General features: G+C 57.2%; 21 protein-coding genes and 1 other annotated feature. Of the genes, 7 read left to right on the top strand and 14 right to left on the bottom strand.

Annotation, left to right across the window (positions count from 1 at the left end; translation table 11 throughout):
- Positions 1-26: 26 nt before the first annotated feature.
- Positions 27-1,796 (bottom strand): hypothetical protein, encoded by a 1,770-nt coding sequence (locus tag D4100_RS17385; RefSeq protein ID WP_119804858.1) that lies wholly within the window; start codon positions 1,794-1,796, stop codon positions 27-29.
- 132 nt (positions 1,797-1,928) lie between these two features.
- Positions 1,929-2,339 (bottom strand): Cu(I)-responsive transcriptional regulator, encoded by a 411-nt coding sequence (cueR, locus tag D4100_RS17380; protein WP_006322317.1) that lies wholly within the window; start codon positions 2,337-2,339, stop codon positions 1,929-1,931.
- Between the two features lie 106 nt (positions 2,340-2,445).
- On the opposite strand from cueR, the gene copA reads away from it, so the two are divergent.
- From copA to ybaK, 3 genes are all read left to right on the top strand, one after another.
- Complete coding sequence (gene copA, locus D4100_RS17375; RefSeq protein WP_119804857.1) at positions 2,446-5,166, top strand: copper-exporting P-type ATPase CopA; 2,721 nt, start codon at positions 2,446-2,448, stop codon at positions 5,164-5,166.
- Positions 5,167-5,335: 169 nt separating this feature from the next.
- Positions 5,336-6,139: a TraB/GumN family protein gene (locus tag D4100_RS17370; RefSeq protein ID WP_119804856.1), complete on the top strand. Its 804-nt coding sequence runs from the start codon at positions 5,336-5,338 to the stop codon at positions 6,137-6,139.
- Positions 6,140-6,366: 227 nt separating this feature from the next.
- Entirely contained in the window at positions 6,367-6,846 is a 480-nt protein-coding gene (gene ybaK, locus D4100_RS17365; protein ID WP_006322314.1) for a Cys-tRNA(Pro)/Cys-tRNA(Cys) deacylase YbaK, read from the top strand.
- A gap of 35 nt (positions 6,847-6,881) precedes the next feature.
- Here ybaK and ushA read toward each other — a convergent pair whose 3' ends face one another.
- Positions 6,882-8,534, bottom strand: coding sequence for a bifunctional UDP-sugar hydrolase/5'-nucleotidase UshA (gene ushA / locus D4100_RS17360; RefSeq protein ID WP_119804855.1), 1,653 nt, complete (start codon positions 8,532-8,534; stop codon positions 6,882-6,884).
- A 183-nt stretch (positions 8,535-8,717) separates the two neighbouring features.
- Here ushA and D4100_RS17355 point away from each other — a divergent pair, with 183 nt between their 5' ends.
- Positions 8,718-9,938, top strand: coding sequence for an MFS transporter (locus D4100_RS17355; RefSeq protein ID WP_119804854.1), 1,221 nt, complete (start codon positions 8,718-8,720; stop codon positions 9,936-9,938).
- Between the two features lie 244 nt (positions 9,939-10,182).
- Positions 10,183-11,874, top strand: coding sequence for a YbaL family putative K(+) efflux transporter (gene ybaL / locus D4100_RS17350; RefSeq protein WP_006322311.1), 1,692 nt, complete (start codon positions 10,183-10,185; stop codon positions 11,872-11,874).
- A gap of 51 nt (positions 11,875-11,925) precedes the next feature.
- Here the strand turns inward: ybaL and D4100_RS17345 are convergent, their stop codons facing one another.
- The 9 genes from D4100_RS17345 to D4100_RS17300 form a co-directional block, all read right to left on the bottom strand.
- Positions 11,926-13,230: an inosine/guanosine kinase gene (locus D4100_RS17345; protein WP_006322310.1), complete on the bottom strand. Its 1,305-nt coding sequence runs from the start codon at positions 13,228-13,230 to the stop codon at positions 11,926-11,928.
- Between the two features lie 78 nt (positions 13,231-13,308).
- Positions 13,309-14,271 (bottom strand): ferrochelatase, encoded by a 963-nt coding sequence (gene hemH, locus D4100_RS17340; RefSeq protein ID WP_006322309.1) that lies wholly within the window; start codon positions 14,269-14,271, stop codon positions 13,309-13,311.
- A gap of 191 nt (positions 14,272-14,462) precedes the next feature.
- The gene (gene adk / locus D4100_RS17335) at positions 14,463-15,107 is read right to left on the bottom strand and encodes an adenylate kinase (protein WP_119804853.1); all 645 of its coding nucleotides are present in this window, start codon (positions 15,105-15,107) and stop codon (positions 14,463-14,465) included.
- 201 nt (positions 15,108-15,308) lie between these two features.
- Positions 15,309-17,174: a molecular chaperone HtpG gene (gene htpG / locus D4100_RS17325; protein WP_006322305.1), complete on the bottom strand. Its 1,866-nt coding sequence runs from the start codon at positions 17,172-17,174 to the stop codon at positions 15,309-15,311.
- Between the two features lie 156 nt (positions 17,175-17,330).
- Positions 17,331-17,936, bottom strand: coding sequence for a recombination mediator RecR (gene recR, locus D4100_RS17320; protein WP_004949381.1), 606 nt, complete (start codon positions 17,934-17,936; stop codon positions 17,331-17,333).
- The gene (locus D4100_RS17315) at positions 17,936-18,265 is read right to left on the bottom strand and encodes a YbaB/EbfC family nucleoid-associated protein (RefSeq protein WP_004949379.1); all 330 of its coding nucleotides are present in this window, start codon (positions 18,263-18,265) and stop codon (positions 17,936-17,938) included. The genes recR and D4100_RS17315 overlap by 1 nt, the downstream gene beginning before the upstream one ends.
- Before the next feature lie 41 nt (positions 18,266-18,306).
- Positions 18,307-20,256: a DNA polymerase III subunit gamma/tau gene (dnaX, locus tag D4100_RS17310; protein WP_006322299.1), complete on the bottom strand. Its 1,950-nt coding sequence runs from the start codon at positions 20,254-20,256 to the stop codon at positions 18,307-18,309.
- Positions 18,910-18,974: a sequence feature (DnaX frameshifting element), on the bottom strand. Its footprint overlaps the gene before it by 65 nt.
- A gap of 92 nt (positions 20,257-20,348) precedes the next feature.
- On the bottom strand, positions 20,349-20,900 hold the full coding sequence (gene apt, locus D4100_RS17305; protein ID WP_006322297.1) for an adenine phosphoribosyltransferase: 552 nt from the start codon (positions 20,898-20,900) through the stop codon (positions 20,349-20,351).
- Positions 20,901-21,121: 221 nt separating this feature from the next.
- The gene (locus D4100_RS17300) at positions 21,122-21,502 is read right to left on the bottom strand and encodes a DUF454 family protein (protein ID WP_006322291.1); all 381 of its coding nucleotides are present in this window, start codon (positions 21,500-21,502) and stop codon (positions 21,122-21,124) included.
- 150 nt (positions 21,503-21,652) lie between these two features.
- Between D4100_RS17300 and priC the strand changes: the two genes are divergently transcribed.
- Both priC and rsmS read left to right on the top strand, forming a co-directional pair.
- Entirely contained in the window at positions 21,653-22,189 is a 537-nt protein-coding gene (priC, locus tag D4100_RS17295; protein WP_006322289.1) for a primosomal replication protein PriC, read from the top strand.
- Between the two features lie 109 nt (positions 22,190-22,298).
- Positions 22,299-22,478 (top strand): pleiotropic regulatory protein RsmS, encoded by a 180-nt coding sequence (gene rsmS / locus D4100_RS17290; protein WP_006322287.1) that lies wholly within the window; start codon positions 22,299-22,301, stop codon positions 22,476-22,478.
- Between the two features lie 41 nt (positions 22,479-22,519).
- Here rsmS and mscK read toward each other — a convergent pair whose 3' ends face one another.
- Both mscK and D4100_RS17280 read right to left on the bottom strand, forming a co-directional pair.
- Positions 22,520-25,906 carry a mechanosensitive channel MscK gene (gene mscK / locus D4100_RS17285; protein WP_119804850.1) on the bottom strand — a complete coding sequence of 1,129 codons (3,387 nt, stop codon included), beginning with the start codon at positions 25,904-25,906 and terminating at the stop codon, positions 22,520-22,522.
- Between the two features lie 99 nt (positions 25,907-26,005).
- Positions 26,006-26,359 (bottom strand): DsrE/DsrF/TusD sulfur relay family protein, encoded by a 354-nt coding sequence (locus tag D4100_RS17280; protein WP_006322283.1) that lies wholly within the window; start codon positions 26,357-26,359, stop codon positions 26,006-26,008.
- Positions 26,360-26,368 lie beyond the last annotated feature (9 nt).

Here is a 26,368-nt window from a genome sequence, read left to right as displayed (position 1 = left end):
AAGCCGGGTTCCCCCGGCTTGTCTTATTATGAGATCAATGTTGAGTCGAGAATAATGACTTTCGACTTATCCGGATACTTCACGTTCCACGGCAGGCTGTCCGCAGGGTAGTGATCGAGGGTTAATTGTGCGTCCGTTCCTCGAATACTCGGCAGAACCGTTGCATTTCCTTTAATACGCCAGGTTTTAACGTGAGATTTTCCCTCACCAAATAATTTAACTGCAGAATCGATGGCATCCGAGGTTTGTTGAATAGTCAGATTCTGCGGCAGCAGGGTAACGGCAGCTGTAGTTTGCAAACAAACGGCCTTGCTGTTATTCACCTCCAAATTTTCAATCGAGGCGTTAGCACTCATCAGCACTACCGGCAGAATATTGTTTGCCGACGGACTGTTAAACACCAAGCTGCCGATTGTCGCTGGTTTTGCAATGGAGCAGAGGCTTCCACCGTTACCAAAGGCACTGGCATATTCATTAACCGTAATTTTATCGATAACCAGCCCGCTCATATCAATATCTAGAGCCTTATTACCGATCAGACGCCCAAAGGTTACTTTTCCGACGCGGCTATCCGACTGTACGCCTGATGCACTTAACCCCGGATGAACACGACATGACGCAATGGAAATGTTATCAATGAAGGTGCCTTCTGAACCGGAATGTACCTCAATCCCTCGAATACAGTGGCCCACAGTAACATTATTGACCCGATGTTTTTTTCCACCAGTATAAACTGCCGGTGCACCATTCAAAACTGCGGAAGCATTGGTCTGTTCAAGGTAATAACAGTCGCCGGCTTCGATGTTTTCACAAAAATTATTTTCACCGGCAACAATGACACCGCCGCCGCCCCATGTTCCACATTTGACATCAATGACATAACAATCACTGGTTGACCCATCTAATTCTTTATCCTGACCTAAGGCGATAATAGAACCGGAAACATAACCGGGTTCAAAAGTACTTGCAGGGATCCCGGCACCGGCAATAGTGACTTTAGTGACAATATTTTTACTGCCCTTAACCAAAATACCATCACCAAGACAATAGCCGCCGGTAATGTTACTGACCACATTGTCATTATTTTTAACAACGAGTAAATTATCACGGCACTCATCAATATTCACATCGAAGGCAACAGATTCGCCCATCAACACCATACCATCACAGAAACCGCGTACGGTCATATGATAGAAATAGCTTTTATTTCCGGCGACGAACCCATTATGTGAGGAAACCTGGTTATAAACGCTTTCCCGCTTAACCCAGCCATAAAGCCTGCCACCAAACATTTCTACGCCATGCAAGTAATCATATATTCCTGCTGTCGGGCTTTTATTGGCGAAGAAGGGTTTCAGATGACCAGCCTTGGCTTTGATTGTCGCGCCATTCAGGTTAATCACCTTCCTGGCATCTGTACCGTCTTTGATCCACACGGTATCAGACGTCATATAGGTCGCGCCCTGCTGGCAGACCGTGTTGTAAGGTGTCGAAAAGGCCGCCGTCAGCGCGACCGTATCGTCTGTTGCGCCATCGCCACGTGCGCCAAACATATTCGGCGAGACGAATGAATTCATGTCGAGGACGCGTACCCATGTCCATTGCGTGTCAGGTTTTATATAAATACCGCCGTCATCAATAAGGCCGGAATCGCTTGAAGCCTTAAAAGTGCCGCCGCCAGATTGCAGCCTGTCATTTCCGCTCCATCCGGAATAATAGGCCGTAACCTCAATCAGAACGCCTGCAAAAGCCGGGATGATGGTGCGTAATGTTGCGATATCTGGACAAGTATTCATAATAAACGCCTCTTGGTTGTGATCTCTCAATGGAGAGAGCCACTTTAAAAGACGATTCGTTCAGCAAGAAAAGGTCACGGTTGTGTCAGGCATCAATGGGCATAACCCTTATCAATCGGGGTTCGGCCTCTTCTACGATGCTTCGGTATAATGGCAGCAACCGGCCAGGTTATTAATGATCGGGCATTCTGCCCCGTCATCGCCCGGGCATTCGTTCGCCAGCGCCAGCAGACGCTGGCGCATCTCGCCCAACTCACCGATGTGTTTTTCAATATCCGCCACTTTTTGCAGCGTGCGCGCTTTCACATCGGCGCTATGCCGGGCCGGATCGTTAAACAACGCCACCAGCTCGCGACACTCATCCAGGTTAAAACCCACCTGTCGCGCCTGGCGCAGCAGCGTCAGCTCTTCGATATGCTTCGGGTTATAGCTGCGATAACCGTTATCGGTACGGATCGGTGCAGTAACCAGCCCTTTCTCTTCATAAAAGCGGATCGCCTTGCTGGTTAAACCGGTTTTTTTCGCCACGTCGCTGATATTCATTTTCACTCCTTGACCTTCCCCTTGCTGGAAGGTTTAACCTCATTCTTAGTGAAAATAGGCTAAGCGGTCAACCTTTAAACACCGCACTTGAGCGAGGAACCGAATCATGTCACAAACCACCGTGCTGGCGTTGCAGGGGCTAACCTGCATGAACTGCGCGCAACGGGTGAAAAAAGCCCTGGAAAGCCGCAACGATGTCGAACAGGCAGAGGTCAATGTCCATTACGCCAGGATCACCGGCGATGCGCCGAGCCAGGCGCTGATCGACAGCGTGATCGCCGCCGGTTACCAGGCTACCGTAGCCCAACGGCCGGATACCGAACTGCAACTGAGCGGCCTGAGCTGCATGCACTGCGCCGCCAGCACCCGCAAAGCGCTGGAAGCGGTACCGGGCGTGATCGCGGCGGATGTCGGCATCGAGTCGGCCAAAGTCTATGGCGATGCCGCGCCCGAGGCGTTGATCGCCGCAGTCGAGAAAGCCGGTTATCACGCCAGCGTCAATGGAGCCGCCGTTCTCCCAAAAACTGAGCCGTTGACTGAATCAGCCCCTGAATTGCCGGAACCCCAGGCAGCGGCCCCCTCTTCCCTTCCGGTAACTCGCCACAGCGACGATGATGACAGCGTTCAACTGCTGCTCAGCGGCATGAGCTGCGCCAGCTGTGTCAGTAAAGTCCAAAGTGCACTGCAAAGCGTGCCTGGCGTCGAACAGGCGCGGGTCAATCTGGCGGAACGCAGCGCGTTGATTACCGGCGGTGCCGATCCGCAGGCGCTGGTGGCGGCGGTGGAGAAAGCCGGCTACGGCGCGGAAATGATCCAGGACGAAACCGAACGCCGCGAGCGCCAACAGCAGACCGCGCAGGACAACATGAAGCGCTTCCGCTGGCAGGCGGCGCTCGGCCTGGCGCTGGGTATTCCGCTGATGGCCTGGGGCCTGTTTGGCGGCAGCATGTCGCTGATGCCGGAAACCCAGCGACCGTGGCTGCTGGTTGGCCTTATCACGCTGGCGGTGATGGTGTTCGCCGGCGGGCATTTTTACCGCAACGCCTGGCGCGCGCTGCGCAACGGCAGCGCCACCATGGATACGCTGGTCGCACTCGGCACCGGCGCCGCCTGGCTGTATTCGATCAGCGTCAACCTGTGGCCCGATTTCTTCCCGATGGAGGCGCGGCACCTGTATTACGAGGCCAGCGCCATGATCATCGGCCTGATCAACCTCGGCCACGCACTGGAGCAGCGGGCGCGCCAGCGTTCGTCACAGGCGCTGGAACGGCTGCTTGACCTGACGCCACCGACGGCGCGGCTGGTCACCGACGACGGCGAGAAAACCATTGCGCTGGCGCAGGTGCAGCTCGGCATGACGCTGCGCCTGACCACCGGCGATCGTATCCCGGTGGACGGCGAAATCGTACAGGGTGAAGTGTGGCTGGACGAAGCGATGCTGACCGGCGAAGCTGTGCCGCAGCAAAAAGGCATTGGCGATACGGTGCATGCCGGTACGGTGGTGGATGACGGCAGCGTGCTGTTTCGCGCCGGCGCTATCGGCAGCAAAACCACGCTGGCGCGCATCATCAAACTGGTGCGCCAGGCGCAGAGCAGCAAGCCGGAGATTGGCAAACTGGCGGACCGCATTTCTGCGGTGTTCGTGCCGGTGGTGGTGGCCATCGCCCTGTTCAGCGCGGCGATCTGGTACTTCTTCGGCCCGCAGCCGCAGTTGGTTTACACGCTGGTGATCGCCACTACGGTGTTGATCATCGCCTGCCCTTGCGCGCTGGGCCTGGCGACGCCGATGTCGATCATTTCCGGCGTTGGCCGCGCGGCCGAGTTCGGCGTACTGGTGCGCGATGCCGATGCGTTGCAGCAGGCCAGCACCCTGGATACGCTGGTGTTTGATAAAACCGGAACCCTGACCGAAGGCCAGCCGCGCGTGGTGGAGATCGTCACCTTCAATCAGATCGGCGAGCAGCAGGCGCTGCGTTGGGCCGCCGCGCTGGAACAAGGTGCCAGCCACCCATTGGCGCGTGCCATCGTTGAGCACGCCGCCGGGCAACCGCTGCCGTCGGTTGAGCAGTTCCGAACCCTGCGCGGTGCCGGCGTCAGCGGTGAAGTGGACGGCGTGAAGCTGCTGCTGGGTAACGCCGCGCTGTTGCAACAACACCAGGTGGCAACCGCAGCGCTGGAAGCGCAGATGCAGCAACAAGCCGAGCGCGGTATTACGCCGGTGCTGCTGGCAGCCGACGGGCAGCCGGCTGCGCTGATCGCCATCCGCGATCCGCTGCGCAGCGACAGCATTGAAGCATTGCAGCGTTTGCATCGTCAGGGCTATCAACTGGTGATGCTGACCGGCGACAATCCGGTGACCGCCAACGCCATTGCCAAAGAGGCCGGTATCGACAAGGTCATCGCCGGCGTGCTGCCGGACGGCAAGGCCGAGGCGATCAAACAGTTGCAGGCGCAGGGCCACCGCGTGGCAATGATTGGCGATGGCATCAACGACGCCCCGGCACTGGCGCAAGCCGACGTGGGTATCGCAATGGGCAGCGGCAGCGACATCGCTATCGAAACCGCCGCCATCACCCTGATGCGCCACAGCCTGAATGGCGTCGCCGACGCGCTGGAACTGTCGAAGGCCACGCTGCGCAATATGAAGCAGAACCTGCTCGGGGCATTCATTTACAACACGCTCGGCATTCCCATCGCCGCCGGGGTGTTGTATCCGCTGACCGGCACTCTGCTCAGCCCGGTAGTGGCGGGCGCAGCGATGGCACTGTCTTCCATTACCGTGGTCAGTAACGCTAACCGGCTGCTGCGTTTTAAACCGAAACGCTGAATGCCACAGGGGGCGCAAATCCTTGCGCCCCACTTCCTTTGGGATAATTCCCCCACTCTTCAGGCTTTCTTGTGCGGCGGATAGCGTTTAGCATGGCACAACCGCGTTACCCGCCAGAGGGCCAGGCCGTCGCTTGCAAACTCGCGGGGAAAATAAGGAGCCACGCTGTATGGGTAAGCTATTACGCCGCATCGCCGCCTTTCTCGGCATTATTTCTCCGATGACCTACGCCTACCCGGCGCTGGATATCCGGCTGCCCGGCGATCGTCAATTCCATCTGGTGGGCAGCATTCATATGGGCACGGTGGATATGTCGCCGCTGCCGGCCACGCTGGCGACCCGCCTGAAACAGGCTGACGCCCTGATTGTCGAGGCCGATATCACCGGTTCCGCTTCGCCGTTTGACCGCACCGACGCTCAACCCGAGCTGGTGGATCGCCTTTCCGATAGCGAGTTTCAGCAGTTGTTGACCCTGTGCCAGGAACTGGGCACCGACGCCGAAGCGTTCTCTACCCTCCCCGGCTGGCAGGTGGCGCTGACGATGCAGGCGCGCCAGGCTCAGCGACTGGGGCTGCGCGCCGAATATGGCGTGGACTACCAGCTGTTGCAGGCCGCCCGGCAACAACACAAAAAGGTGATTGAGCTGGAAGGCGCGGAACAGCAGATGGCGATGCTGGAACAATTGCCGGAAGGCGGCATGGCGCTGTTGCGCGATACGCTGGAGCACTGGCACACCAACGCGCGGCTGCTGCAAACCATGGTGAGCTGGTGGCTTGACGCGAAGCCCAACGGCGCGCTGGAAACCCTGCCCGCCACCTTCAGCGCCGATCTGTACGACGTGCTGATGCATCGGCGCAACCGGGACTGGCGGCAGAAACTGGAGGCATTGCCGGCCGGCAACTACGTAGTGGCGGTGGGTGCGCTGCATCTGTACGGCGAGGACAATCTGCCGGCAATGCTTCAGGCGCAGTAAAAAAGTGGCCAATATCGCTACTGGCCAGTCAAAGAGGAATTTCTTGTATTTTAGTTATACGCATAGCAACCGTGTTAACGGTTACAATAGACAGGGTAGCAACCCAGTGAACACCTTGGCAACCCGCTTTATGTAACAGCTGCTCAGGTTGCTGCCGCCGTTGTATTTTTGTAATTTTGTTGCTTCGCGTTGCAACCTCCCCGGCAGGGGGAAAATAGGAAAACAGTATGACGCCCGCAGTGATCCTGCTTGAGAAACAAAAAATCGCGTTTACCCTTCATCCCTACCATCACGACAGTGCAGAAACCCACTTCGGTGATGAAGCGGTACAGAAACTTGGGCTCGATGCCGATCGCGTCTATAAAACGCTGCTGGTGGCGCTGAACGGCGATGCCAAACAGCTGGCGGTGGCGGTAACGCCGGTCGCGACCCAGTTGGATCTGAAAAAGGTCGCCCGCGCCCTGGGCGCAAAGAAAGCGGAAATGGCCGATCCGCAACTGGCGCAGCGCGTGACGGGTTATCTGGTCGGCGGCATTAGCCCGCTGGGGCAGAAAAAGCGCTTGCCGACGGTGATCGACAGCCCGGCGCAGCAGTTCGCCACCATCTACGTCTCCGGCGGCAAACGCGGGCTGGACATCGAACTGGCCGCCGGCGATTTATGCCGCCTGCTGGGCGGCAGCTTCGCCGATATCGCCAAGCGCGATTAAGCCGATGGGGAGCCTTGCGGCTCCCCGATTAACCTTTACTGATAAACAATCTCGCCCTTCGGCTCATAGGCCGCCGCATCCAGCGGAGAGTGCTTCTCGATATACTGTTTCAGCACTTCGGCATCGATAAAGCCGGTGTTGACGTAGCCTGGCAGGGTATCCAGCTTCGGATAACCGTCGCCGCCCAACGCATTGAAGTTCAGCGTCGCCATACGGTAGGTTTTGTCCGCCTGCAATGGCTCGCCCTTGATCTTCACGTTGCTGACGCCCTTGCCGTCCGCCGTCAGGCTGACGTTGGCAAACTGCGCGTAAGCACCGGAATCCACCTTCATGTTAGCCACCACCGCCAGGTATTTTTCTACCTCGCTGCCTTTCATCTCGGCATACACCAGCGTGTTGCCAAACGGCTGCACCTTGAGCACGTTTTTATAGGTAATGTCGCCGGATTCGATCGAATCACGCACCCCGCCGCCGCTCATCACCGCAAAATCGGCTTCGGCACGCTCCATTTGCGCCGCCAGCAGCACACGCGACAGGTTGGTCTGAACGAAGCGCACCTTGCTGCGATCGCCCTCCAGCTTGCCGTTCACGCTGCCGATTTTAACCTCAAGCTGCGCCTTGCCCTTGTCCTGGAACGGTGTCAGCAGTTTCATCATGGAAGGATCTTCCTGAATTTGCCGGGTGTAATACACTCGCTCGCTGGTGCCGTCGGCTTTTTCCACCTTCTTCTTCAGGTTGACCGGGATCAGTTGATAATGCACCAGCTTCAGCTCGCCGTTGCGGAACTGGAAGTCGGCGCGGCCGACGTATTTGCCCCACTCGTGCGCCTGGACGATCCAGGTGCCGTTTTGGCGGTCCGGCGAGCACGGAGTGCCCGGCACGTAATTCACCTGTTTGTGGTTTTCGCCGGCCATACAGACCGGATCCTGCGAATGGCCACCGACGATCATATCCAGATAACCCGCCGGCAGGCTGCGCGCCATCTCGACATCGCCCGGCGCGTTGGAGCCGTGGTTGCCGTCATCGTAATGGCCCATGTGGGTGGCGGCGATGATCACGTCCGGTTTTTCATCCTTGCGCAGTTGCTCAACCACTTGTTTCGCCTCCTGCGCCGGCACGCGGAACTCGATATCGGTGAAATATTCCGGGTTGCCGATCTTGGCGGTGTCGTCGGTAGTCAGGCCGATAACCGCGATCTTGATGCCCTGCTTGTCGAATAAGGCGTAGGGTTTAAACAGGCGCTGCTGGGTGCTTTTCTGATAGATATTGGCCGACAGCAGCGGGAAGGTCGCCCATTTCTCCTGCTGACGCAGCACGCTGAGCGGATTGTCGAACTCATGGTTGCCAATCGCCATCGCATCGTAACCCACCAGGTTCATGCCGCGGAAATCCGGCTCGGCATCCTGCAGATCTGACTCCGGCACGCCGGTATTGATATCACCGCCGGACAGCAGCAGCAGGCTGCCGCCCTTGGCCGCCACTTCCTGGCGAATGCCGTCCACCAGGGTTTTCTGCGCGCCCAGACCGTACTCACCGTGATCGTTCTGCCAAAAATGGCCGTGGTGATCGTTGGTATGCAGGATGGTGATGTCGTAGGTTTTATCCTTTTCCCAGGCGCTGGCGGCTCCCGACAGGAAAGTCAGGGACACGGCCAAGGCGCATGCGGTGGTTTTTAACGAAAAACGCATGACGGCTCTCCATGATGAAAATGCACTGTTTTTTTGAGGTGGCCGAAATTGTAGCGCGAAACAAAGACGAGTGATTTCAAATTTTTGCGATATGCATCAAATTATGTCGGATATGGTAAAAATTGAACAACTTACCTAAGATAATCTGCTCTGAACCCTAAAACTTATCAGGCTAACAATAAAATGACCGACCGTAGCGAAACCGCCATGCCGCCGGCCAAGGGCCGCGCGGTTAAAGGCACCGCTTTCTCGATCCTCGGCGCCATCAGCGTATCCCACTTGCTTAACGACATGATTCAGTCGCTGATCCTGGCGATTTACCCGATCCTGCAGGCCGATTTCAACCTCAGCTTTGTGCAGATCGGCATGATTACCCTGACCTACCAATTAACCGCGTCATTGCTGCAACCGCTGATCGGTCACTTCACCGATAAACACCCCCAGCCTTATTCGCTGCCGATCGGCATGGGCTTTACCCTGTGCGGCCTGCTGCTGCTGTCGGTAGCCAATACCTTCCCGCTGGTGTTGCTGGCCGCGGCGCTGGTCGGTACCGGCTCTTCGGTCTTCCACCCGGAATCGTCCCGCGTGGCGCGCATGGCTTCCGGCGGCCGACATGGTCTGGCGCAGTCGCTGTTCCAGGTCGGCGGCAACTTTGGCAGTTCGCTCGGCCCCCTGTTGGCGGCATTGATTATCGCGCCTTACGGCAAGGGCAACGTCGCCTGGTTCTCACTGGCGGCACTGCTGGCTATTGTGGTGCTGTTGCAGGTCAGCAAATGGTATCAGCAACAGCATCGGGCAACAAAAGGTCTGCCCAAAACCGCCGCGGCGCGACAACCGCTGCCAAAACGTACCGTCACCTACGCACTCGGCATCCTGCTGGTGCTGATATTCTCCAAATATTTCTATTTGGCCAGCATCAGCAGCTATTACACCTTTTATCTGATACATAAGTTCGGCGTTTCGGTTCAGAACGCTCAGATACACCTGTTTGCTTTCCTGTTCGCCGTAGCCGCCGGTACCATTATCGGCGGGCCATTGGGTGACAAGATAGGCAGGAAATACGTCATTTGGGGCTCCATACTCGGTGCAGCACCTTTCACGCTTGTTTTACCCTATGCATCTTTATACTGGACCGGCATTTTGACGGTGATCATAGGGGTAATTCTCGCCTCGGCGTTTTCGGCCATTCTGGTCTACGCTCAGGAGCTGATCCCGGGTAAAGTTGGCATGGTTTCCGGTTTATTCTTCGGTTTTGCTTTTGGTATGGGTGGGTTAGGTGCGGCAGTTCTTGGTTATGTCGCAGATTTGACCAGCATCGAATTGGTCTACCAAATCTGTGCTTTCTTACCCTTAATCGGCATTATTACCGCATTACTGCCTAATATGGATCATAACTCGCAATAACCCTGCTACAGCCCGGTTGATAAATATCATTCAGCCGGGTTATCTCCCACATAAATCAATGTTATTTGAATTATTAATTGATAAATCCCCTCACTGGCTCGTTCAAGATGGAATCCTCTGCTTTTTCGCAAAAAAGACAAATTTAGCCAAGCAAGGTACGCACAAATGCAATAAACTAAATGTATCTTTTCGTAACCTCGTTGCGCTTTCCCTCTGCCGCCATGCATAGCTAGAAGGAGTCTGGATGCATAATTCAACACCGTTAATCACCACTATTGTCGGAGGGTTAGTACTCGCCTTCCTCCTCGGTATGCTGGCGAATCGCCTGCGCATCTCCCCACTGGTAGGATACCTTGCAGCAGGCGTACTCGCCGGCCCCTTTACCCCCGGATTTGTTGCCGACACCTCGCTGGCACCGGAACTGGCGGAAATCGGCGTGATTTTGTTGATGTTCGGTGTTGGCCTCCATTTCTCTCTTAAAGACCTCCTCGCTGTAAAACATATCGCCATTCCCGGCGCCGTGGCACAGATTGCCGTCGCCACCTTGCTGGGTATGGGGCTGTCGAAGCTGCTCGGCTGGGATTTGATTTCCGGGTTGGTGTTCGGGCTGTGTCTGTCTACCGCCAGTACCGTGGTACTGCTGCGCGCACTCGAAGAACGCCAACTGATTGACAGCCAGCGCGGGCAAATCGCCATCGGCTGGCTGATCGTGGAAGATCTGGCGATGGTGCTGACGTTGGTGCTGCTGCCGGCCTTCGGCAACATGATGAGCAATGACAACGCCAGCAGCAGCCAGTTGCTGATTGATCTGGCGATCACCATCGGCAAGGTCATCGCCTTTATCGCGCTGATGATTGTGGTTGGCCGCCGCCTGGTGCCGTGGATCCTGGCAAAAACCGCCAGCACCGGTTCCCGCGAGCTGTTTACCCTGGCGGTGCTGGCGCTGGCGCTCGGCATTGCCTATGGCGCCGTAAAGCTGTTCGACGTTTCCTTCGCTCTGGGGGCATTCTTCGCCGGCATGGTGTTGAACGAGTCGGAGCTGAGCCACCGCGCAGCCCACGACACGCTGCCGCTGCGCGATGCTTTTGCGGTGCTGTTCTTTGTCTCGGTCGGCATGCTGTTTGATCCGATGATCCTGATCAACGAGCCGCTGGCGGTGCTGGCGACGCTGGCGATTATCGTGTTCGGCAAATCGGCGGCGGCGTTCCTGCTGGTGAAAATGTTCGGCCACTCCAGGCGCACCGCGCTGACCATCTCCGCCAGCCTGGCGCAGATCGGCGAGTTCGCCTTCATTTTGGCCGGCCTTGGCATTTCGCTCGGCATGATGTCGGAACACGGCCGCAATCTGGTGCTGGCCGGTGCCATTTTGTCGATCATGCTTAACCCGCTGCTGTTCACCCTGCTTGAACGTTATCTGGCCAAGACCGAAACCATGGAAGACCAAATCCTGGAAGAAGCGGTGGAAGAAGAGAAGCAGATCCCGTTCGATATGTGCAATCACGCCCTGCTGGTCGGTTATGGCCGCGTCGGTAGCCTGCTGGGCGCCAAACTGGCCGAGGCCGGCATACCGCTGGTGGTGATCGAGAACTCTCGCCCTCGGGTCGAAGCGCTGCGTGAACAAGGCATCAAAACGGTGCTGGGCAACGCCGCCAATCCAGAGGTGATGGATCTGGCGCGGCTCGACTGCGCGCGCTGGCTGCTGCTGACCATTCCAAATGGCTACGAAGCCGGGGAGATCGTCGCCTCTGCGCGCAACAAACGGCCAAACATCGAGATCATCGCCCGCGCACATTACGATGACGAGGTGTCATATATCTCCGATCGCGGTGCCGATCAGGTCGTGATGGGCGAGCGGGAAATCGCCAACAGCATGTTGAATATCCTTAAGTTGGATACGCTGAGCGAAGAAGAGAAAATGGGCGGCTGCCCGATTTGACGTGAAAAGCGATGATCAAAAAAGGTCCGGCAAGCCGGACCTTTTGCTTTTTTATCGTTCCCAGTAAGACTCTTCCAGGCTGTCTTCCCGTTCCGGCAGGCCACGCGTCAGGCGCGGTGAATGCTGGTTCAGCACCTGATAGCTGACGCGGTTGGCATATTTGCACACCTGCGCCAACGAGGAGTAAGTCAGGTAGCTGCGCACATGCTTGCTGGAGTTCGGCACATTATTGCGGTGAAAGCCGTTGGCGGCGATATCATGCAACAACGCCGACAGCGCGCCGTCGCCGGCGCCGTTGGTGTTCATGATTTTCTCCGGCCCGCCCATGTACGGCGCGATATGCGAATAGATGCGGAACGGGTTCTCACAGCTTTCACGACGCATGGCACGGCTGAACTCATAACGGTTGAATTCGGCGATATGCCCCGGCAACAACGGATGCTGGGTTTCCCGCTTGTTGGTCTCCTCGGTGTAGCCCGCCATATACAGGCCGTTTGGCCCGGCGGTGCACAGCACCAGATCCACCCATTCGAGCGCCATGTCCGAGGCGGTGAGCGGATCGCTCAGCCCGGTCAGCTCCAGCGCTTCATCTTCGTTCATCGCCAGAATCGACACGTGCTGCTTCAGGAAATCGCGCCACCACTGCGGGTTATCGGCAATCACATACTTGGTACCCAGCGTCAGCACCACCGGCACATCGTGTTTCTTGGCGAATTCGATCGCCTGCATGGTAGCGGCCGGCATCGGCTCCCCCTCCTTGCAACGCACCAGATACGATGTCAGTACCAGCGCCGAAGCACCTGCGATCACCTCTTCCGGCACGCTCTCCGGCCGCAGTTGGTTCATCTGCCCGGGGCTGATGGCGAAAGTGCGTTCGCCGCTTTCAGTGATCAAGGTGAAGCAGCGGCCAATGGCGCCGTCAACCGCCTGCAGATGGTTAAGATCGGTGCGGCTGGAGGTATTGCACAGATAACGGTAGGCGTAGCTGCCGATTTTGATGTTGCTGCACATGACGCCGAGCAGGACCGAACGGTCATCCGCCAGCACCGAATAGTTGTGCAGGGTATTGCCGATGGTGCCGCCGGCGAACTGATGGTCGATCTGGTTGTTTTCGCTCAGCTCCTGATACAGCGCCTCGGCGACGTCATCCTCAATCACCAGGGAGTGCCCCAGGCTCAGGCCATAGCGCTGGACAAACGCGTCATCCACTTTGGCTTCGATATCCACCAGCGTCTGGTCAATGCCGACGATATAAGAGGTGCTGACTTCATTTTCAGGCTGAACCTGCTGCAAGAGCGGATCGCGGGCGTTCACCGGAAAATAGTGCTTGGACTTACGTTTACCAGGAAATTTCATGTGATTGGCGGCAGTGGCAGTTAACAGGCAGAGAATGTTAGCACATTCCTGCCCGGTTGATGATGGCTGTATCAGGAATCAGAAACGTTGAGCCACCAGCTGCTGCATCATATCGATATGCGCCGGCTCGTCGTTCAGCGCGGAAATATACTCGAACTTCTCACCGCCGGCTTTGAGGAAGATCTCGCGGTTCTGCTCTTTGATTTCTTCCAGCGTTTCCAGGCAGTCCGCCGAGAAGCCGGGGCAAATCAGCTGAATATGCTTGATGCCCTGCGCCGGCAGGCTTTTCAGGGTTTCATCGGTATAAGGCGTCAGCCAGGGTTCGCGGCCAAAGCGCGACTGGTAGGTCATCATGACCCTGTCCGGTGCCAGCGGCAACGTGGCGACCAGAGCGCGCAGCGTATCTTCACAGCGCTGCGGGTAATCGTCGCCGAGGCGAGCATAGCGCTTGGGAATGCCATGGAAAGACAACACCAGACGATCCGGCTGGCCATGCTCGGCGAACGAACGCTCAACGCTCTGCCGCAGCGCGGCAATGTAGGCCGGGTGCTCGGCGTAGTCACGGATAAAACCTATCGACGGCAGACGGCGGTAGCCTTTTAGTACGCGCGCCACGCCGTCCCATACCGCCGCACTGGTCGAACAGGAGTATTGCGGATACAGCGGCAGCACCACCAGATTGGTTACGCCTTGCGCCAACAGCTTGTCTATCGCCTCCGCCAGGCTCGGCGAGCCGTAGCTCATCCCCAGCTCCACCGGGGTGTTCGGCATGCGTGCAGCCAGCGCACGCTGCTGACGGCGGCTGTAGACCAGCAGCGGAGAGCCTTCGTCCATCCATACCGACTGATACAATTTGGCAACGCGCGGCGATCGGATCGGCAGGATCACGCCATTAAGGATTGGCCACCAGATCAGCGGTGAAGTATCGACGACGCGGTCGTCACTGAGGAATTCCTTCAGATAGCGTTTTACCGCCGACGAGGTCGGAGCATCCGGCGTGCCCAGGTTCACCAGCAATACTCCGTGTTTCTCTTGCTTCATCTCAGATCCCCTTGATGCCTTGCAGGCTAACACCCCGTTCCGGGTCAGGGCGTTAACGTCAATTAATGGCGTCTATTGTAGCGGAAAAGCGTTTCACCGGAACCGATATCAGCAACAGGCGATGCCTCAGTCGCCAGATAAAAAAAACGCCAGACCTAAGGCCTGGCGCTATGCACAGCAATAAAAATCGATCAGCCGAGGATACTCGCCAGTTCGGCGCTCACTTCGGTCACTTTGCGGGTGCCGTCGATTTTACGGTATTGGGTGTTGCCTGCTGCAGCTTCTTTGCTGTAGTAGGAAATCAGCGGTGCGGTCATCTGATGGTATTCCACCAGGCGCTTGCGCACGGTTTCTTCCTGATCGTCTTTACGGGTGGTCAGCTCTTCGCCGGTCACGTCGTCTTTGCCTTCCACCTGCGGCGGATTGAATTTAACGTGATACACGCGGCCAGACGGCGCATGTACGCGACGGCCCACGATGCGATCGACGATCAGTTCGTCCGGCACGGCGAATTCCAACACGTAATCCACGTTGATGCCGGCTTCTTTCATTGCGTCGGCCTGTGGAATAGTGCGCGGGAAACCGTCCAGCAGGAAGCCGTTACGGCAATCTTCCTGAGTGATGCGTTCTTTGACCAGTGCAATTACCAGCTCATCGGTCACCAGCTTGCCGGCGTCCATGATTTCCTTCGCCTGCTTGCCCAGTTCACTGCCGGCCTTTACGGCTGCGCGCAACATATCACCGGTGGAGATTTGCGGAATACCGTATTTCTCCATGATGAATTGAGCCTGAGTACCTTTACCAGCGCCCGGAGCGCCCAGCAGAATGATACGCATTGCGTAAATCCCCTTGCTATGTAGTTTTTATAAAATTGCGAAAACGCTCAACCATACCATTTCCGGGGGGGCTGGCTCAAGGTACGCAAGGAAATCGATTGCGGAACGGCAGGGGCAAAAAGGCGGGTAAAACGGGAAAATCAGGGAGAAAAGCGAAGAATGCGCCCTTAACCCTGCGGTTAAGGGCGCATAAGCCGGAAATTATGCCGACAACAACTTATTCATGCGACGGATAAACTGGTTTGGATCTTCCAGCGTACCGCGTTCAGCCAGCAGCGCCTGATCCATCAGCAAGTCGATCCATTCGGCGAATTGTTCGTTATCACCCACATCGGATGCGCGTTTGACCAACGCATGCTCCGGATTTAACTCGAAAATGTATTTCACTTCCGGCGCTTCCTGGCCCGCAGCGGCAAACAGTTTTGCCATCTGGGTGCTCATTTCGTCGGCACCGGTGGTGACAATGGCCGGCGTATCGGTCAGGCGGTGCGTCAGGCGCACGTCCTTCACGCGCTCGCCCAGCAGCGTCTTCACGCGGTCGATAAACGGCTCCAGCTGCTTCTCGGCGGCCTTCTGCTCTTCGGTTTCATCCGCCAATTTGTCCAGCGCGTCGTCCGCCTTGCTGACCGACTGGAATGGCTTGCCGTCGAACTCGGTCAGGTAGCTCATCATCCATTCGTCGATGCGATCGGAAAGCAGCAGCACCTCGATGCCTTTCTTGCGGAACAGCTCCAGGTGCGGGCTGCTCTTGGCGGCGGCATAGCTGTCGGCAGTGATGTAATAAATTTTATCCTGCCCTTCCGCCATGCGCCCGACGTACTCTTCCAGCGAGACGGTTTGCGCAGAGCTGTCGCCCAGGGTCGAAGCGAAGCGCAACAGTTTGGCGATGGCCTCTTTGTTGCCACCGTCTTCTGCCGGGCCTTCTTTCAGCACCAGGCCGAACTGCTGCCAGAACTTCTGATAGCCTTCGGCATCGTCTTTAGCCAGTTTTTCCAGCATCTGCAGTACGCGTTTGGTCAGCGCGCCGCGCAGGTTTTGCGTCACGCGGCTGTCTTGCAGGATTTCACGCGAGACGTTCAGCGGCAGGTCGTTGGAATCTATCAGGCCACGCACGAAACGCAGGTAGTTCGGCATGAACTGCTCGGCGTCGTCCATGATAAACACGCGCTGCACGTACAGCTTCAGGCCGTGTTTATGATCGCGGTTCCACATGTCCCACGGAGCCTGCGCCGGGATATACAGCAAGCTGGTGTATTCCTGCTTGCCTTCCACCCGGTTATGGCTCCAGCTCAGCGGATCGGTAAAGTCGTGAGCAATGTGCTTGTAGAACTCTTTGTACTCTTCGTCGGTGACGTCAGCCTTGCTGCGGGTCCACAGGGCTTGCGCCTTGTTGATTTTTTCCCAGGTGACGGTGCCGTCTTCTTCGTTTTTGCTTTCAATTTCAACCGGCAGTGCGATGTGATCGGAGTATTTGCCAATCACCGAGCGCAGACGCCATGCATCGAGGTATTCATCTTCGCCTTCGCGCAGATGCAATGTGATCTCGGTGCCGCGATCTTCTTTGGTGTCGTCGGCAATGGTGTAATCGCCTTCACCGACGGACTCCCAGAACACGCCCTGATCGGCCGCCGCGCCGGCGGCACGGGTGCGCACGGTGACTTTATCCGCCACGATGAACGCCGAATAGAAACCGACGCCGAACTGGCCGATCAGTTGGCTGTCTTTGGCCTGGTCGGAACCGATAGATTCCAGGAATGATTTAGTGCCTGATTTAGCGATGGTGCCGAGGTTTTCGATCACTTCGTCGCGGCTCATGCCGATGCCGTTATCGGCAATGGTCAGCGTACGCTGGTCTTTATCGAACGAAAGACGTACGCGCAGCTCGCCGTCGCCTTCATACAACTCAGGCGCAGACAACGCGCGGAAACGCAGTTTGTCGGCGGCATCCGAGGCATTGGAGATCAGCTCGCGCAGGAAGATTTCTTTATTGGAGTACAGCGAATGAATCATCAAATGAAGCAGTTGTTTTACTTCAGACTGGAAACCGCGGGTTTCTTGACCTTTCATACTCATTGATTACCTCAAAGACAGTTGCTACCAAAACCGGACAATGAGGAATAAGTGGGGACAAGCACGTTGTATTTCAAGCGGCTGGCGGGAATTTTTTGCGGGAATTTTTTGCGGAAAAACAACGGGGCCACACCGGCCCCGTCGGGAAAAACATTAAAACTTGATGACGTTGCGACCGGCCAGCGAATGCGACAGCGTGGTGCCGTCGACCATCTCCAGCTCGCCGCCCACCGGCACGCCGTGGGCAATTCGGCTGGCAACCACGCCATACTGGCCGCACATCTCGGCGATGTAGTTCGCGGTTGCGTCACCTTCCACCGTCGGATTAGTGGCCAGGATCACTTCGGTAATGCTTTCCTTTTCCAGCCGTTGCTCCAGCCGATCCAGACCGATATCGCCAGGCCCAATGCCGTCCATCGGCGACAGGTGGCCCATCAGCACAAAGTAGCGCCCGGCGAACTGGCCGGTCTGCTCGATGGCGTGAATATCAGCCGGGCTTTCCACCACGCAAATCTGGCCGTTTTGCAGACGGCGCGGATTGGCGCAAATGGTGCAGATATCCTGCTCGGTGAAAGTGCGGCAATCGGCACAGTGGCCAATTTCCGACATGGCGCGGGTCAGCGCCTGCGCCAAGCGCATTCCGCCGCTGCGATCGCGCTGCAGCAGCTGAAACGCCATACGCTGAGCTGACTTCGGGCCAACGCCCGGCAGGCAACGCAACGCCTCCATTAATGTTTCAAGGAGCGGGCTGGTTTGCATCAGAACGGCATCTTAAAGCCAGGTGGCAATTGCATGCCGCTGGAAACAGACGCCATCTTCTCTTTCTGGGTTTCGTCGATGCGGCGCGCGGCGTCGTTAAACGCAGCGGCGATCAGGTCTTCCAGCATTTCTTTGTCGTCTTCCATCAGGCTTTGATCGATCTCCACGCGACGGCAGTTGTGCGCGCCGTTGATGGTGACTTTCACCAGACCGGCACCGGATTCGCCCGTCACTTCCAATTTGGCGACTTCTTCCTGCATCTGTTGCATCTTTTCTTGCATTTGCTGGGCTTGCTTCATCAGGTTGCCCAGACCGCCTTTACCAAACATAGTCGTCTCTCGTCGCTAGGGCCGCGCACTTTGCGCAGCGTTTAAAGGGGGCGAATACTCTCTTCATCCAGATCCGCGTCGAAGAACCGGCGCAGCGTCTGGATATTGGTATCCGCAACGATGGACTGACGCGCCTGCGCCAGTTTTTCTTCATAAATGGCTTGCCGCCACTCCAGCGGAGTCCGCTCCGCCGGATTATCGTCTTCCACCACGGTCAACTCAACCGGGCTGCCGTACAGCTCGCCGAGTGCGTCAGTCAGCACCTTCTGCGCCGAAGGCGAGTTCAGATGGCGCTGCGAAGACCGCAGGCGGAGACAAATTTTGCCTGGTTCCAGCTGTTGTTTCACGGCGTTCAACGCCAGTTGCTGCACCAGTTTCGGGATTTTCAGCTTATCGATCTCTGCCGCCCAGGGATCACGCTCAAGCGACTCGACCACCAGTTTGGCCGACAGTTCGGGCGTTTTCTCATGCTCAAGTGCGGTGCGCAACGCTTTCGGCGTCGCCAGCGGTTCCGGCTCCGGTTCCGGCTCGGTCAGCGCCCGCCAACGGTAGGCTTCCGGCTTGGCCGGTTTTTCCTGCACCTGTTTTTCCGCCAGGCGCTGCTGGCTACGCTCAGTCACTGAAGCCAAACGCTCCAGCGCCGAGTTTGCCGGCCGCGCTTTTCCAGGCGCCGCCGGCTCATTCTTTTTTGGTGTGGATGCTCCCTGCCGCAGCAGTTGGGTGCGCGCCTTTAATAGTTGCGCGGTAGCATCCGGCAAATTCGCTGGTTGATTATTTTGCGGCGCCGCTTGCCCTAATGGCGGCGGCGCGTCCTGAAACTGCGGCGGTTGGGCAGAGGGGGCCTGCGGCTGCGCTATCTGCGCAGGGGCAACTTGCACCGGTGCCACCGGCTCCGGGATCACCGCTTTCGGGTGAAACGCCAACGCACGCAGCAGGGTCATCTCAACCCCCATGCGGCGATCCGGCGCAAACGCCAGCTCTTTGCGTCCCACCAGCAGCGTTTGGTAATAAAGCTGCACGTCCGTCGGCGGCAAGGTGCGCGCCAGTTCACGCAGCCGCTGTTCAATGGCGGCGTAATGATTGTCCAGTACCGACGGCAACAATTGCACCATCGCAATGCGGTGCAACAACGCCAGCGTCTCGACCAGCAAATTTTCCCAATCTACGCCGCGAGAAGCCGCCTGCGCGACCTGCGCCATGACCTTTTCGCCGTCGGCGCTCACCAGCGCTTCAAGGATGGCCAGCGGCTGTTCGTCGTCCAGCGTGCCCAGCATTTGGCTTACGGTGGCGGTCGTCACCTGACCTTGCCCCATGGCAATCGCCTGGTCGGTCAGACTGAGCGCGTCACGCATGCTGCCGTCGGCGGCGCGCGCCAACAGTTGCAATGCGCGCTGATCGCTGGTGATTTGCTCCGCCTGCAGCACCGTTTCCAGCTGGTTGCGGATCTGATCGACATCCAGCGCTTTGAGATGGAATTGCAGGCAGCGTGACAGAATGGTCACCGGCAGCTTTTGCGGATCGGTGGTCGCCAGCAGGAACTTCACGTGCGAAGGCGGCTCTTCCAGCGTTTTCAACAGCGCATTGAAGCTGTGACGCGAGAGCATGTGCACTTCGTCAATCAGGTAAACTTTGAAACGACCGCGGGCGGGCGCGTACTGGACGTTATCCAGCAGATCGCGGGTATCTTCCACCTTGGTTCTGGACGCGGCGTCGATCTCGATCAGATCGACAAAACGCCCTTGCTCAATCTCGCGGCAGTTATCGCATTGGCCGCACGGAGTGGCGGTGATGCCGGTTTCACAGTTCAGGCCTTTGGCCAGCAGGCGCGCAATGGTGGTTTTACCCACGCCGCGCGTGCCCGAAAACAGATAGGCGTGATGAATCCGCCCCAGCGAGAGGCCGTTGGCCAGTGCCGTCAGGACGTGTTCTTGTCCGACAACATCTGCAAACGTTTGAGGGCGCCACTTACGGGCAAGAACCTGATAGCTCATTAATACCGGAGAAGTCGAGGAATCTAGAGGGTCATGCTAACACAGCCCCGCGGCGATCCGCGAGGCCGTTGTGGCATTGGGACAATGCAGGATCAGTGACCGGCGAAGTTGACCAGGCTGTAGCATTCGATGCCCAGTTTGTTCAGACGCGTTTCACCGCCCAACTCCGGCAGATTGATGATGAAAGCGGCATGGTTGACTTCCCCGCCCAGGCGGCGGATCAGTTTCGCGGTGGCCTCAATGGTGCCCCCGGTCGCCAGCAGATCGTCAACCACCAGCACTGTATCGCCGGTAACGATGGCATCGGTGTGGATTTCCAGCTGATCGGTGCCGTATTCCAGCTCATAGCTCTCGCTGAGGGTCGCGCGCGGCAGTTTGCCCGGCTTGCGTACCGGCACAAAACCCACGCCCAACGCCAACGCTACCGGGGCACCAAACAGAAAACCACGCGCTTCGGTGCCAACCACTTTGGTCACGCCCGCATCGCGGTAGCGCTCAACCAGCAATTCAATGCTGGCCGCGTAAGCCAGCGGGTTTTCCAGCAGGCTGGTGACGTCACGGAACAGTATGCCCGGCTTTGGATAATCCGGAATGGTTTTGATACTGTCTTTAATAAACTGAAGCTGCTGCGCAGTAGCGGTCATAATTATTGCCTGATAAAACTACCTGATGACTTGCGCGCAAACCTCTTCTTCCAGCCCATTATAAAGAGGGAATGGAAAGCAGGCCGCGCACGAAAACGCCCAAATCTATGCAAACTGGCGGACAAATGCAACCATCCCCGCCATCTTTCAAGTTACGGTGTTGTTGGCGGCACTCGGTGGCTCGCCGCAATGTCAAAGCCATTGGGTATAATAAGACAGGATCAGCGCTGTTTTTGTTGCGACAGATCAACAACCGGCAGACGCAGCATAAAGGTCAACAGGATGGCCAGCATCAGCAACAGCAATCCGCGTACCCACCAGAGTTTAACCAGCCACAGCGAAACCGCAAACGTCAGCACAATCACCGCTACCGCCTTCCATTTGGCCCCTGGCGGCAACGCACGATGCTGTTGCCAATGGCGCAGATAAGGGCCGAACCAGGAGCGATACAGCAGCCAATGGTGAAAGCGCGGCGACGAGCGGGCAAAACACCAGGCGGCCAGCAGCAGAAACGGCGTGGTCGGCAACAGCGGCAACACCACACCGAGCGTAGCCAGCACCACCGCCAGCCAACCGAGGATAATCAATAACCAACGCGTCATGCGAGCCCTTGTCCGCTAATCTGTCTGGCGTTACTTTATCACCCTCCTCCCTTGCGCCACCAGCCGCAACGACCGGAATATGCGCGCCGCGCTTGTTTAACGGCGGGATCGCGGGCAAGCTGAGCCCTGTGAAATTTTAATGGAGCCAACGTGAGCACTCACCGTCTATTACAGGTGTTAGAACAGCAGATCGCGGCATTGGCCGCCGAGGTGACGCCGCGTGGCGACGCGCCTATCCCTCAGGCGCGCTTTGACACCGCGCTGTTTTCCAATCGCGGCACCCGGTTGCGTGATTATCTGGCAGAAGTGCAACGGAACTTCGCCCAGTTGCAGACGGCGGCCAACGACAACCGCACCAGCCAGGTCGCCTTTCTGGCAGAGAAGTTGGTGGCCCAGATCACCGCTCTGCAGCGCGAGCTGGCGACACAGGCGTTGCGCCGTAAAAATCAGCCGAAAGAAGTGGCGGCGGTCGATCTGTACCACAAGCTGGCCGAGCATCAGGATTATGAACGCCGGTTAATGTCGATGATTCAGGATAGGGAAAGCCTGCTGGGAAGACAAACCACCTTTGCCGCACAGCAAAAGCTGCAGCACGAACTGGCGGCGCTGGAGGGCAGATTGGTACGTTGCCGTCAGGCACTGGCACGCATTGAGCGCAGCATCGAGCGTAAAGAAAACGGTTTTTGAAGATTTATCACAATACTTTAATGATTATTCCCCGCCGTGCGCCTTGTTCACTATACTCAGCCGAAGCGACACCTTATTCATTCACCTACTAAACAAAAACGTTGGTTTTATGTCTCTAGATAATGCCTCACCAGAATTGCAGCTGGCGGTAGACCTGATCTACCTGCTGGAATGTAACGAGATCGATCCAGCCACCGCGCTGGCGGCGCTGGATATTGTCAAACGGGACTATCAGGAAAAGCTGCAACGCAACGGCATCACCACACCCTACCTGCCCGTCGGGCAGTAAAAAGGGTTCAGCCTTGTGAACTGAACCCCATTTTCGTCCCATTATCCTGCCGACGGGCTGCCCTCATCCTGCGACAGCGTCCGTTTCACTTCCTGTACCTCGTTACCCTGCTGGTTGTGCAAATACACTTCAAGCTGGTTAAAGGCGATATCAATGCCGTTCTCCCGGCACAGGCGATCGATCGCACGGTTCAGCTCATCGACGGTATAGCTGCGGTCACGCAATTCACGGACATAAAGACGCAATTCGTGATCCAGCGTGCTGGCGCCAAAGTTAAGGAAGAAAACCTGCGGTTCCGGATCGGTCATCACCCTCGGGTTATCCTGCGCCGCCTGCAACAGCACCGCTTTCACCTTGTCCAGATCGGAACCGTATGCCACCCCAACCTTGATCAACACCCGGGTAATGGTGTCTGACAGCGACCAGTTGATCAGCCGCTCGGTAACAAACGCCTTGTTCGGGATGATCACCTCTTTACGGTCGAAATCGGTAATGGTGGTGGCGCGAATGCGGATTTTGCTGACCGAGCCGGAGAAAGTGCCGATAGTAATGGTGTCGCCGATGCGGATCGGCCGCTCGAACAGGATGATCAGGCCAGAAACAAAGTTGGCGAAAATCTCCTGCAGGCCGAAGCCCAGCCCGACGGTCAACCCGGCGGCCAACCATTGCAGCTTATCCCAGGATACCCCCAGCGATCCCAGCGCAGTAACGGCCCCCACGGTGGTGATCAGATAGGTCAGTATGGTGGTGATGGCGTAAGACGCACCTTGTCGCAGTTGCAACCGCGACAGCACCACGACTTCCAGCAGGCCCGGCAAGTTGCGCGTCATGACATAAGCGACGATCACCGCCGCGATAGCCACCATCATGTTGCCCAACGTCACAGCCTGCGGCAGGCTGCCGCCGGCAACGGTGGTGGTGTAATGCCACAGCGTGATGCTGTCCAGATACGAAATCACCGTCACCAGATCTGACCAAATGCCGTAGAAGGCGCTGGCAAAGATGATGAACAGCGCCATGGTAGTCAGACGCAGCGATTGCTGGTTGATCTGATCCAGCGCCAAAGGCGCCTCCTCGACCGGCTCCCCGCCTTCCGCTCCCTCTTTCGCCAGGCTCTGGCGACGCGCCAGCGCGCGGCGGTAAGCCAAGCGACGTGCCGCAACGCTCAGGCCGCGAATGGCGGTCAGATAAACGATGTTCCACAGGAAGAACAGATACAGGCTGTCGATCCAGCGGCCGGCCAGACGCAACGTGGTGTAGAAATAACCGGCGAACATCAGGCCGAGCAGGATTAGCGGCGTGGCGGCAATGGCGGTGATGATCACCAGTTGCACCGCGTGCGAACCTTTCTCACGCCAACTGTCGCGGCACAGCGGAAACACCAGCACGGCAAGCAGCGCCAACGTCAGCATCACCACCACCTGGCCGATAACATCTTCCACCAGCCGCAGCGGCGCTTTCTCGCCCAGCACCGACCAGAAGATCAGCGGCAACAGCGCCAACCCCAGACGCAGGGTCTGCCGACGGTAGTGCGCGCACAGTCCGGTGGAAAAGTTGAAGTGGCGCTCGGTAACGCCGCCCGGTGCCAGCGTACGGTAGGTAAAGCCGAAAATCAGCCAGAACAGCGCCAGCTGTTGCGACAATGCCCACAAAAAATCGCTGAGGCCGATTTCCGCGCGGTAACACCAGAAACCGACACCAAGCAGCAGTGCCGAGCCGGGCAGCACTTTCAACAAGGTCAGCATAATGGCCTTCGGCGTGTGCAGTTGGCTGTCGCGTTTTAACTGCCCGACATCATTAGCCAGCTTTTGCAGGTGCGTATCGATCAATTTGTAGCGCCAGCGCAACAGGGCTATCAGAATCAGCATCGGGATGAGGAACACCAGCGCATTCAATCCGCCCTGCAGTATTTTGCCGGTGTCCAGTTTGAAATCGAGTGCGGCAATCTGATCCTTGACCGCTCCCGGTAAGGCTTTCAACCACGCCAGATCGATCGGTTTGTTACTGTTAACCCAGAATATTTGCTGGGTCAGCGTGTCTTGCAGCGAGCTGTAAACGCTGGTCAGTTGCTGCTGGTTAATCTGCAAGCTAATAGACTGAGCAAGCTGGTTGCTGAGTTGCTTATTCAACTGATCCAACAGCTCACGGCGCATATCGACGATTTCGTTAAGCGCATCAAGCACATCCGCGCTGGCTTTTTCTTTGCTGTCGACAAGCAGCTTATTAATGTAGTCATCGCCCTTGAACAGATCGTCGCGCTGCTGGTTGATATCAAACTGCTCCAGACGTAAATCGGCGATTCGCGTGCCCATATCCGCCACCAGCGTGCCCTGCGGCAAGTTTTGCTGCTGCTGGTAAAGAATGCGCGACAGCACCAGACTGCCCTTCAGTACCTGGATCTGCTCCTTCAGATTACGCTCCGACTGCAGGCCGCGATCGAGCCAGTTCTTTACCCGGATATTCTGTTGAAACAGGATGTTGCTCTCTTCCGTGGCGGCAATCAGCCGCTGGCTGAGTTGGCGATTGACGTTCAGCTCTTTGCTGACCAGCTTATCCTGTTGGATATCCGTGGCATCTTCCGGATTCTGCGCCTCTTTGGCGGTTTTTTCAGACAGCGTCAGGCGTTTGCTGTTAACCACTTCTTGCAGCAACTGCACCGTTCGGTCCAGCGCGTCGATGTGCCCGGTGGTGTAATCGCGCTGTTTCTGCAGCAGATCCTGCAGGGTGGTGTTGGCCTCCAGGCTCCTGCGTTGCAGATCAATCTGCGCATTGAGCAACACCTGTTCCGTTGCCAGCATCACCTGCTGGCTGTCGCGCAGCGAGTTTTGGCCCGGCGTCTGGTCGTTGAGCTGGTTGCGGATCTCCTGCAGACGCTGCGACGCGGTATACATGCTGCTTTGCACCCGTTCCGGCTGGGTCTGCAGCGAAACCAGTTGGCTGTTATAGGCAGAGAGGTTTTCCTGCGCGGTTTGCAGTTCATCCAGCGTCTGATAAAGACGGGTTTCCAGTTGGCGCAGGGAGAGCGGCAGCAGATCGGCCCTGGCGGCCGCGCTATCCACGGGGATCTTCAACGCCTCCAGATCTGCAGTCACCTGGCGCAACTTGCCCGGCGCCAACTGCAACTGCTGTTTAAGCTCGGCGCCATCCTGTTTGACGCGTTCAATGGCGTCCAGCAGTTCGAGCGTGCGCGTCAGATCCTGCTGGGCGAGCTTATTGACCGGCGTCAGCGTTTTTTGCTTATTCAGCGCATCAAGCTGATTTTGAATTTCACTGCGCGACGGTACATCGCCGTTCAACGCCGCATGGGCAACAGGCTGGCAGACCGCACAAACGGCGATCAATAAAAACAGAGCGAGGGCGCGGGAAATATCCACACCGAAGAACGAGGGTAACGTCAGAAAAGGACGCTTAGCTAACCTGCGATGCATGATTTGACTTCGAATCAATAAAGAAGCCAAAAGATTATCACGATCGCAGATAGCCAACGAATAAGAAAACGTTGCTGGTGATGTACAGATGTAGCGGGATCAGAATGTCAGCACTTTCCCGGCGGCCAGCGTCCATTGCGCGAGTTCCACCAGCGTACCGATTTCCACCCCGTCTGCCAGCGGTAACCGGCTGACGCCGCGCGCATCTGCGCAGGTTTTGCACAGTTTTACCGGCACTTGCTGCGCAGTGAGGATCTCCAGCATCTGCTGCAGATGGTAGCCTTCGTGCGGTTGCTGCCCGGCAAGGCCGGCTACCACGGCGTCTGACATCAAAAACAGTTTCAGGTTGAGATCGGCCTGCTGCTCTTTCAGCGCAATGCCCAGACGCAAGGCGTTAAACAGTGATTCCTGGCCATAGGCCGCGCCACTGGCGATCAACACAACGGATGACATGGTGCATCT

The organism is Serratia inhibens (genome assembly GCF_003591175.1).
Taxonomy (GTDB): domain Bacteria; phylum Pseudomonadota; class Gammaproteobacteria; order Enterobacterales; family Enterobacteriaceae; genus Serratia; species Serratia inhibens.
This window is presented reverse-complemented; position numbering and strand designations above follow the sequence as displayed.